The sequence below is a fragment of the Polyangium sp. 15x6 genome (genome assembly GCF_029960785.1).
In the GTDB taxonomy this organism is placed as follows: domain Bacteria; phylum Myxococcota_A; class Polyangia; order Polyangiales; family Polyangiaceae; genus Polyangium.
In genome coordinates, this window is sequence record NZ_JASBQE010000048.1 from 82,908 (window position 1) to 91,847 (window position 8,940).

Here is an 8,940-nt window from a genome sequence, read left to right on the forward strand (position 1 = left end):
GATGACCTCCCGGACGGCCCGAACGAGCGCGTCGAAGCAGCCCACCGACGGCGGAGGCATAGGCGATTACGAGGCGACCCTCTGGGCCGCGGCCGACAAGCTGCGGAGCAGCCTCGACGCCGCCGAGTACAAGCACGTCGTCCTCGGCCTGATCTTCCTCAAATACATCTCCGACGCCTTCGAGGAAAAACACGCCGCCCTCGCCAGCGCCGATCCCGAAGACCCGGCCGCCTATCGCGCCGAAAACGTCTTCTGGGTCCCGCGGGAGGCGCGCTGGTCGTTCCTCACGGGCCACGCGGCCGAGCCCGGCCTCGGCAAGCGCATCGACGCGGCCATGCTCGCCATCGAGCGGGAAAACCCCGCGCTCGCGGGCGTCCTGCCCAAGGATTTTGCCCGTCCCGCGCTCGACAATGCGCGCCTCGGCGAACTCGTAAACCTCTTCGGCGACCTCGGCTTCAAGGACAAGGCGACGCGCGGGCGCGACGTCCTCGGCGACGTGTACATGTACTTCCTCGGCCATTTCGCCGCGGCCGAGGGGAAACGCGGCGGCCAGTTCTACACGCCGAAATGCATCGTGGAGCTCCTCGTGGAGATGCTGGCCCCGTACAAGGGCCGCGTCTTCGACCCGTGCTGTGGTTCGGGCGGCATGTTCGTGCACAGCGAGAAGTTCGTCGAGGAGCACGGCGGGCGCGTCGGCGACATTCGTGTCTACGGCCAGGAGTCGAACCCGACGACGTGGCGGCTCGCGAAGATGAACCTCGCCATCCGGCAGATCGACGGCGACCTCGGCGCCGAATGGGCCGACAGCTTCCAGCGCGACCTGCACGAGGGCCTCCAGGCCGATTACATCCTCGCGAACCCGCCCTTCAACGACTCCGACTGGGGCGGCGCGCGCCTGCGCGACGACGCGCGTTTTCCGTTCGGCATGCCGCCCGCGGGCAATGCGAACTTCGCCTGGGTGCAGCATTTCCTGCGCCACCTCGCGCCGACGGGCATCGCCGGCTTCGTGCTCGCGAACGGCAGCATGTCGTCGCAGCAATCGGGGGAGGGGGACATCCGGAAGAAGCTCGTCGAGGCGGACCTCGTCGATTGCATGGTCGCGCTGCCGGGCCAGCTCTTCGACTCGACGCAGATCCCGGTTTGCTTGTGGATCCTCGCGCGCGACAAGAAAAACGGGATCGGCGAGCAGGGCAAACGGCTCGCGGACCGTAGCGGAAACGTCCTCTTCATCGACGCGCGGACGATGGGCACGATGGTCGACCGCGTGAAACGCGTGCTCACCGCGGAGGACATCAAGAGAATCGCCGACACCTACCACGCCTGGCGCGGCGAGCGTGAACCTATTGGGTATGCCGACGTGCCCGGGTTTGCCCGCTCTGCGACGCTCGCCGACGTTCGCGCCCACAAGTACGTCCTCGTCCCGGGTCGATACGTGGGATTCGAGAGCCGCCCCGAGGCGTCCTGGGATCACGGCGCCTTGCAGGCCGAGCTCGCCGAGATCCTCGCGCGGTTCCAGGAGATCGATCGGGCCTCGAATGCGGCCTTGCGTGTCCTCGAGGAGCTCCTGCGTGGCTGAGCCGTATCTGATTTGCCCGAAGAGCTGGCGCCGGAGCACGCTCGAGCCGGACGGCGAATCGATCCTGCGTGTCGACAGCGGCGGCACGCCGAGCACGTCGGTCGACGAATACTGGGACGGCGACCTCCCCTGGCTCACCCCGAAGGAAATCACGAGCTTTCAGGATGGCCTCTTCGTCTCGCGCACGGAGCGCTCGATCACCCGGCTCGGCCTGGAAAACTCCTCGGCGAAGCTCTTGCCCCCGGGGACCGTGATGCTGACGAAACGCGCGCCCGTCGGCGCCGTCGCCGTCAACGCCGTCCCCATGGCCACGAACCAAGGTTTTTTGAATTTCCGTTGCGGCCCCGCATTGCGACCGCTCTATCTGGCCTATTGGCTCCGCGCGAACCGGCCTTACCTCGACAAGGTGGCGAACGGCTCGACGTACCCGGAGCTCTACCAGAGCGACCTCTTCGAATTCGAGCTCGCCGTGCCCCCGCTCCCCGTCCAGGATCGAATCATCGAGGTCCTGAGCGCCCTGCAATTCGCCGCGCTGCTCGGCCTCCCGCTCGAACAATCCGTGACGCGCCCCGAGGCGATGGTCGCGCTCCAGGAGCAAAACCGCAGGCTCTCGAGCATCCGCGACGCGCTCCTGCCCTTGCTCCTCTCGGGCGCGCTCGACGTATCCAAGAAATCGTGACGATACTGCGCCCCATGGCCTTATTCTGAGGTCATGAATCCGCACCTTCTTTTCTTCCTTCCCCTCCTCCTCACCGTCCCCGCCTGTAGCCCGGCCATCGCGCCACGCACGGGCGACACCACGCCGGCGGGCAAGTTCGGCTGGTCCGTCCACGGCACGCTATGGAACTTCGGCTGGGGCCACTTCGAGGGCGGCGCCGGCCGCGACGAATCCGTCTCCACCGGAGGCGCGGACATCTATCCCGAGACGGAGACGTTCCCCTGGTTCTGGAGCGCCGGGTTCAGCGTGTACGACGTCGGCCTTCGTTATGGCGTCACGCGCTGGTTCGAGCTCGGCGCCTCCCTCGGCTTCCAGCGCCTCGGCGGCGAGGCGCGCTTCGCATTGCTCGACGAGGACAACCGCGATCCCGTCTCCCTCGCGTTCGGCGCCGGCGGGTATTACTCGGCGATTGGCAATGGCCCCTGGGGCCGCGCAGGCTTCGACCTGAGTATGCGCCTCGGCAGCGTGGCGCCGCTCCTCAACCTCTACGTGAGCCACGGGGCGACGTACAACACGGCCTACCGCGATTTACCGGGCAACGACGATTGTCCCGAGGAAGCGCCGTGGCAGCCCTGCGGCCAGCTCGTCGGGGTGTTCTCGAACGAGACACGATTCTCGGCGGCTCTGGGGGTGGCGTTTTCGCTGGGCAAGGAGGGAGAGAAGCAGATCCTGACCTTCGGGCTCGTGCCGCACGTGGTGCTGGATTCGTACGGCCAGGAGCGAGCGCTGGGAGGCAGGGCCGAGGATCTGCGTCACGATGCGGGATTGCATATCGTGCTGGGAGGGCAGGGGCCGGGGTGGTGAAGGTCCCCGCTGCGTGACGCCTACCTTCGATAGCGATTCCGCGTGATCCGCCAGAACACGAGGCTCGCCACCTGCCGCGGGCTCATCCCCTCGACGCGCAGGCGTAGGAAGCGCGCGAGGCGCAAGAGTCCGCCGGGGTTCAAGCGTGCGGCCTTTCGAAGGGTGCCACGGCGCATGGCCTCCTACAGGTAGCAGCCGGGCGGTCTGCTTCCAGGGGGAGAGCGCCCCTCGCGAGCGTCGACGTCCGCGGGGCGCTTGTCGACGACGCCGACGACCTCGTCGAGGAAGTCCGAGAGGTCGTCGAGGAAGTCCGAGAACTCGTCGAGGAAGTCCGAGAGCACGTCGACAACTCCGACGACCTCGTCGAGGAAGTCCGAGAGCACGTCGACAACTCCGACGACCTCGTCGAGGAAGTCCGAGAGCACGTCGAGGAAGTCCGCGAGGTCGTCGACCACCTTCGACGACTTCGTCGACCACCTTCGACGACCTCGTCGAGGAAGTCCGAGAGATCGTCGACGTTCACCCCCGTCGTCATCGTCGTCCACCGCCCCCCATCCGCATCCGCTGGAATCCTGCTCTCCTCCCCGACCCCCCACCGTCATGCCCTTGACGCTTCATGGGTCGATTCTTACTCTGCATCGAAAGAGGCCACGGGTCCGGCGACCGCATGATTCGCTCGAAGACCTGAGTCCCCGTAGGACGCGGCGCCGGGCGCGACCCCCCCCCACGCGCCCGGCGCCGCGTTTAGAACCCGCGCCCGGCGCACAGCGGGGACGTCCGTGGCCACGAGGCTCCCGATACTCCGCTCGGCCAGGCCGTTCTCACCCCCGATTCCACGCCCCCCAAGCCACCGCCACCCGCGCGCCCTCCTCGCCGAGCAGCCCTTCGGCGATCGCTCGCCTGGCCGCCTCGTCGTCCGTATCGAGAGACATGCGCGCTTCGATCGCACGGCCCTCGATCGGCGCATGACGACCCGACAGAACCCCGGCAATCACGCTCCCGCGCGCAGGCAACGCCGCCCCGAGCGCCACATGCGACCTCTCCGCGAGGCCCACCCAGCCATCCTCACGGACGACGAGCGACACATCCTCGAAATCCACGAGCCCCGGCAGCGCCGCCGAGAGCACCGTGAGCGGGTCGTGCATGATCGAGCAATCCTTCCCCGTCTCGACCCACGCTTCCAGATGCCGCACGAAAAGCGCCGCCGCCGGATGCGCTTCCCTCAGGGCACACGCGAGCGGATCGTCCGGATACACCCCGAGCCTCTGCCGCATCCCCTCGCCGAAGCTCCCCCAGCTCGAATGGCTGAACAGGAGCCGCGGCTTGTCCACCCGGCAAAGGACCCGCGCAAACGCATCCGGGTCGAGGCGGGCATTGTATTGCGCCGCTTCCCGACGGTAAGCCCCGCAGAGCGCTGGCCCCATTTGAAAGAGCCGCACCCGCGCCGCGAGCTCCGGACGCAGACCCAGCGCCGCGTCGAGGTTCGTCAGCGGTCCGAGCCCCACGTAATCCACACGCGGATGCGCCTCGAGGACACGGAGGATCTCCCCGACCGCGTCGAGGGAGAACGGCACGTCTTCGCGCGAAAGCCCGGCCTCCTCCACGAGGCACGAGGCGCGACGGCGTACGCTCGGCAACCCCGCGGCGACGGGGAGATCGACCCCCGCGGCCCGAAGCAGCCCCGCGAGGAACCGCGCCCGGCCTTTTTCGCGTGTCTCGTCGCTCGTCACGAGCAAGGCAGCCCGGAATCGCGACGGATTCGCCGCGAGGATAGCCGCGACGCACGTATCGTCCGGATCCGTGCCGATATCCATGTCGAAGATGGCCGGCGCCTCGCCGAGCCGTGGTTCGTTGATCGAGCGCATGACCCGTCCTCGTTACGGCGCCGGACATACCCTAGCAGCCCGTGGACCTATCCCGAAGGACGATCGACAGGGACGGGAGGGGATGGTAGGTTTGTCCGCGTCATGTCGATGGGTCGAAGACGGGAGAAGCAGGCGCCGCTCTGGGTGGCGGCGCCTTCGCTGCCGCGGTCGCCGGGGCACCGGTTCTACGAGAAGCTGAACGAGCTTCTGCGCGAGAACGGGTTTGACCGGGCCATGGAGGCGGCGTGCGCGAAGTACTTCGAGGCCGACGGAACGGCGGGTAGGCCGTCGATTGCGCCGGGACTCTACTTCCGGATGCTGCTGGTCGGTTTTTTCGAGGGGATCGAGTCCGAGCGCGGGCTCGAATGGCGGTGCTCGGATTCGCTGTCCCTGCGGGAGTTTCTCGGGATGTTGCCCGGCGAAACGGTGCCCGATCATTCGACGCTGTCCAAGATGCGCAAGCGCCTCGGCAGTGAGGTCTTCGAGGCGATGTTCGCCTTCGTGCTCGGGGTCGTCCATCGCTCCGGGCTTCTCCAAGGCAAAGTCATGGGCGTGGACTCGACGTATCTCCGCGCTGACGCATCGATGAAGGCGATCGTGCGGCGCGAGACGGGTGAGGTGTACGCGGACTTCATCAAGCGGCTGGCGAAGGAGGAAGGCATCGAGAATCCGACCGTGGAGGACGCTCGGCGACTCGACCGCAAGCGCAAGGGCAAGAAGACGTCGAATACCGACTGGAAAAGCCCGACGGACGAAGAGGCCCGCATCACGAAGCTCAAGGATGGCCGCACGCGATTGGCCTACAAGACCGAACATGTCGTCGACATGAGCAGCGGCGTCGTGGTCGCCGCAGAGGTCTATTCAGCGGACCAGGCCGACCCAGCGACGGTGGCGCAAAGCCTGGAGCAGGCGCGCACGAATGTGGAGCAGGCGAAAAGCGACAAGGACCGCGATTCGGATGACGAGCCGCCTCCGGAGGGCGGCAGCAACGACGCGCAGCCCGAGCGCACCGTGATCGAGGTCGTGGCGGACAAGGGGTATCACAAGGCCGAGCTGCTCCTATCGTTGAAGGAGTCCGGCTACCGCACCTATGTCCCGGAGAGGAGCCAGCCTGTCCGCAAATGGGTGGACAAGGGCTGGGACATGCAGCAAGCGTTTTACGAAAATCGATACCGCGTACGTCGTCCGAAGGGGCGCGCTCTCCAACGCAAACGCGGAGAGTTCATCGAGCGAACATTCGCCCATGCATGCGAGACGGGCGGAATGAGAAGGGTCCGAGTCAGGGGCCGGGAGAATGTGCGAAAACGCTACCTGGCCCATGTCGCCGCGCTCAACTTGGGGCTCGTGCTACGCCAAATTCTCGGCGCTGGGACTCCACGGGGCCTGGCCGCGGCCCGGAAGGGCTCCGCCCTTGCGATCTTGGTGATATTGGCAGCCATGGTGGCTCTGGTACGGCGTATGCCGAGGCAATTGGCACGATTTTCCCGGGCTGCGTGGGACGGGATGCCGCCGGGCCATGGGCGGGATGTTGGGATCGCGATTGGAGTGGCGTAGATCCACGGGCTGCTAGGGCGCAATCCGCACCAATCCGAAATCCGTGCCGCTCTTCGGCGAGAACCCGCGCCCGGCGAGGAGCACCTTCCCATCCGGCAAGGACAGCCCATCGTACGCCCCCCACGACCCCGGGGCCGATACCACCGCGCGCCCTCCATGGCCGAAGCTCGCGTCGGGCTTTCCGTCCGGTAGATACTTCAAGATCACCATCGTCTCGCGGTCGAGCACGGCCTCGGTCGCCACGAAGAACGAGCCGTCCGGCAAGGGCACAACCGCGGGCACGTCCGTGGGCGCGAGGCTCCCGAGGCCCTGCTCGACGAGGCCATTCGTCCCGAACGCCATGTCGAGCGCACCCTTGTCGTCGAGGCGTGTGATGCCGAGATGGGAGGCGTCGACGTCGCCCGGCTTCATGAAGAGGCCTGCCACGAGGAATCCTCCGTTCGTTTGGCGCGAAAGGCGGGTTACGGGGAAAGAATTCTCGATCGTCGTCACCCCCGCATTGCCGAAGGACGTGTCGAGCACGCCGGTCGGGAGGACACGGATCACGTGGGACGTCGTGGCGCCGCTCCGGCCCGAGGCGATGATCGTGCCGTCCGCGAGCACCACGAGGTCCGTGACCTGCGTGTCCGCCAATTGGAGCGCCAGAAACCCGTCGACGGCGAAGGTCATGTCGTGCTCGCCCGTCCCGAGGAGCCTTTTGACATAGGGGATGTTGAAGAACGGGCCCTTCGTCGTCCCGCCGATCACGATGCGCCCGTCCCCGTCGACGGCGATCGGATTCGGCGTGCCCTGGATCGGGTTCTGCAGGGTGAACACGCCATTGTTGCCGAAGCTCAGGTCGAGCGCGCCCGTCGCGCCGAGCCGCACGAGATGGCGGACGGACGGGTCGAGGGCGACGCCCGCGACGAGCGTCTTGCCGTCCGGTTGGAGCGCGACGCCGAGCGCTCTCGTGAGCGAATCGAGCACGACGACGCCCCCCGGGCCGAAGACCCCGTCGAGCGCGCCGTCCGAGAGGTGCCGCGCGAGCATCACGTTCGTGAAGTTCCCATGGCCATAATCCGTGGTGCCCGCCGAGACGATCTTCCCGTCCGCGGCGAGCCTCACGGAAATGGCTGCGTCGAGCGCCGCGCCCGATTGCAGCGTGGCGAGCCCTGCCACGCCGTACGCGTCGTCCTGCGCGCCGTTCGGTGTGATCCGCGAGAGCGTGGTGCCGGTGGCCGGCGGGAACTCCCACCGCCCGGCGGCAATGACGCTCCCGTCCGGGGCCGCGGTGATGTCGCGGACGAGGCACGCCGGATGGACCGACGCAATCCCATTCATGCCGTACGTCTTGTCGAGGAGCCCGTTCGTGTCGAATCGAGCGACCTTGTACCCGCCCGAGCCGGTGAACGTCACGAGCACCTTGCCGTCCGAAAGGAGCTGCATGGACTCCGCGGGGTTCGCGGAGACGGACGTGGTCGCGATGCCATCCCCGTCGCCGAACGTCGGGTCGAGCTTTCCATCCGTGTCGAGGCGCAGGACCGAGGCGCCCCCGATGGACTCCCCGGTCGCGAGGATCTTTCCATTGGGCGCGACGGCGCAGTACGACGACGCATAGGCCGGGGTCGCGGGGTTGTAATTGAACAGGTGGAGCTCCTCCACGACGGCCTTGCCGTCGCCGTCGAAGCTCGGATCGAGCGCGCCGCTCGGCAAGAGCCGCACGAAGGCCATTCCGTCGAAGTTTCCGTGTTTGCCGCAGAGGACGATCTTGCCGTCGCCGGTGATGTTCACGCTCGAAGGAAACGAGCCATTCTCGAACGGGGGCTCGAGGACGCCTCCCTGTCCGAAGCTCGGGTCGATGCTCCCGTCGGCGAGGAACCGCTGCACGAGGTATCCCGGCGCGAGAGGCGCGCCGCTCCGGCCGGCGACGAGGATCTTGCCGTCGCCCTGGAGCGCAATCGAAAACGCCGCCCCCTTTTCGCCGAGCGCGAGGCCCGCCTTGCCGAAGGAAGAGACGGGCTTACCGGTCGCGTCGAAGCGCGCGACGAGGACGTGGCTCTGCTCGGCGCCGCGCACGGAGAGGCCCGCGGCGAGGATGTCTCCATTCGGCGCGACCGCGACCGCCTGGAACGAGGTCCGGGTCAGGTTGCTCGCGAGCACCTTGCCGCCCTCGCCGAACGAGACGTCGGGCATGCCGTTTTCGTTCGCCCGGAAGAGGTACCCTTCGCCGAAAGACGAGTCGGACGTGCCGCCGGCGACGAGGAGCTTGCCGTCCGGGAGGCGCAGCGAGGCATGGATGTGATCCCAGTTCGGCTTGTTTCCGGCCGCCGTGGCGACGCCGTCCACGCCGAAGCTCGGGTCGAGCGAGACGACGGCCTCCGGGACGTTCGGCTCGGAGCCGCCCGCGCCGCCCGCGCCGCCCGACGCGCCGCTGCCGCCCGCGC

8 protein-coding genes are annotated in these 8,940 nt (G+C 67.5%); 4 read left to right on the plus strand and 4 right to left on the minus strand.

Annotated features, from left to right (window positions below; genetic code table 11):
- Position 1: 1 nt before the first annotated feature.
- The 3 genes from QHF83_RS30375 to QHF83_RS30385 are packed head-to-tail and all read left to right on the plus strand — an operon-like array spanning position 2 to position 3,098.
- Positions 2–1,576: a class I SAM-dependent DNA methyltransferase gene (locus QHF83_RS30375; protein ID WP_282421478.1), complete on the plus strand. Its 1,575-nt coding sequence runs from the start codon at positions 2–4 to the stop codon at positions 1,574–1,576.
- Entirely contained in the window at positions 1,569–2,255 is a 687-nt protein-coding gene (locus QHF83_RS30380; RefSeq protein ID WP_282421479.1) for a restriction endonuclease subunit S, read from the plus strand. Before QHF83_RS30375 ends, QHF83_RS30380 begins: the two co-directional genes overlap by 8 nt.
- Positions 2,256–2,288: 33 nt before the next feature.
- Positions 2,289–3,098 carry a hypothetical protein gene (locus tag QHF83_RS30385; RefSeq protein ID WP_282421480.1) on the plus strand — a complete coding sequence of 270 codons (810 nt, stop codon included), beginning with the start codon at positions 2,289–2,291 and terminating at the stop codon, positions 3,096–3,098.
- A gap of 20 nt (positions 3,099–3,118) precedes the next feature.
- Here QHF83_RS30385 and QHF83_RS30390 read toward each other — a convergent pair whose 3' ends face one another.
- The 3 genes from QHF83_RS30390 to QHF83_RS30400 form a co-directional block, all read right to left on the minus strand.
- Positions 3,119–3,274 carry a hypothetical protein gene (locus QHF83_RS30390; RefSeq protein ID WP_282421481.1) on the minus strand — a complete coding sequence of 52 codons (156 nt, stop codon included), beginning with the start codon at positions 3,272–3,274 and terminating at the stop codon, positions 3,119–3,121.
- Between the two features lie 6 nt (positions 3,275–3,280).
- A complete protein-coding gene (locus QHF83_RS30395) occupies positions 3,281–3,553 on the minus strand; it encodes a hypothetical protein (RefSeq protein ID WP_282421482.1) in 273 nt (90 codons plus the stop codon).
- Between the two features lie 366 nt (positions 3,554–3,919).
- Positions 3,920–4,963 (minus strand): nucleoside hydrolase, encoded by a 1,044-nt coding sequence (locus QHF83_RS30400; protein WP_282421483.1) that lies wholly within the window; start codon positions 4,961–4,963, stop codon positions 3,920–3,922.
- Positions 4,964–5,065: 102 nt separating this feature from the next.
- Between QHF83_RS30400 and QHF83_RS30405 the strand changes: the two genes are divergently transcribed.
- Positions 5,066–6,517 (plus strand): transposase, encoded by a 1,452-nt coding sequence (locus QHF83_RS30405; RefSeq protein ID WP_282421484.1) that lies wholly within the window; start codon positions 5,066–5,068, stop codon positions 6,515–6,517.
- A 12-nt stretch (positions 6,518–6,529) separates the two neighbouring features.
- Here QHF83_RS30405 and QHF83_RS30410 read toward each other — a convergent pair.
- Positions 6,530–8,940, minus strand: a 2,411-nt coding sequence (locus QHF83_RS30410) for a hypothetical protein (protein ID WP_348980479.1), incomplete at its 5' end; no start/stop codon positions are given.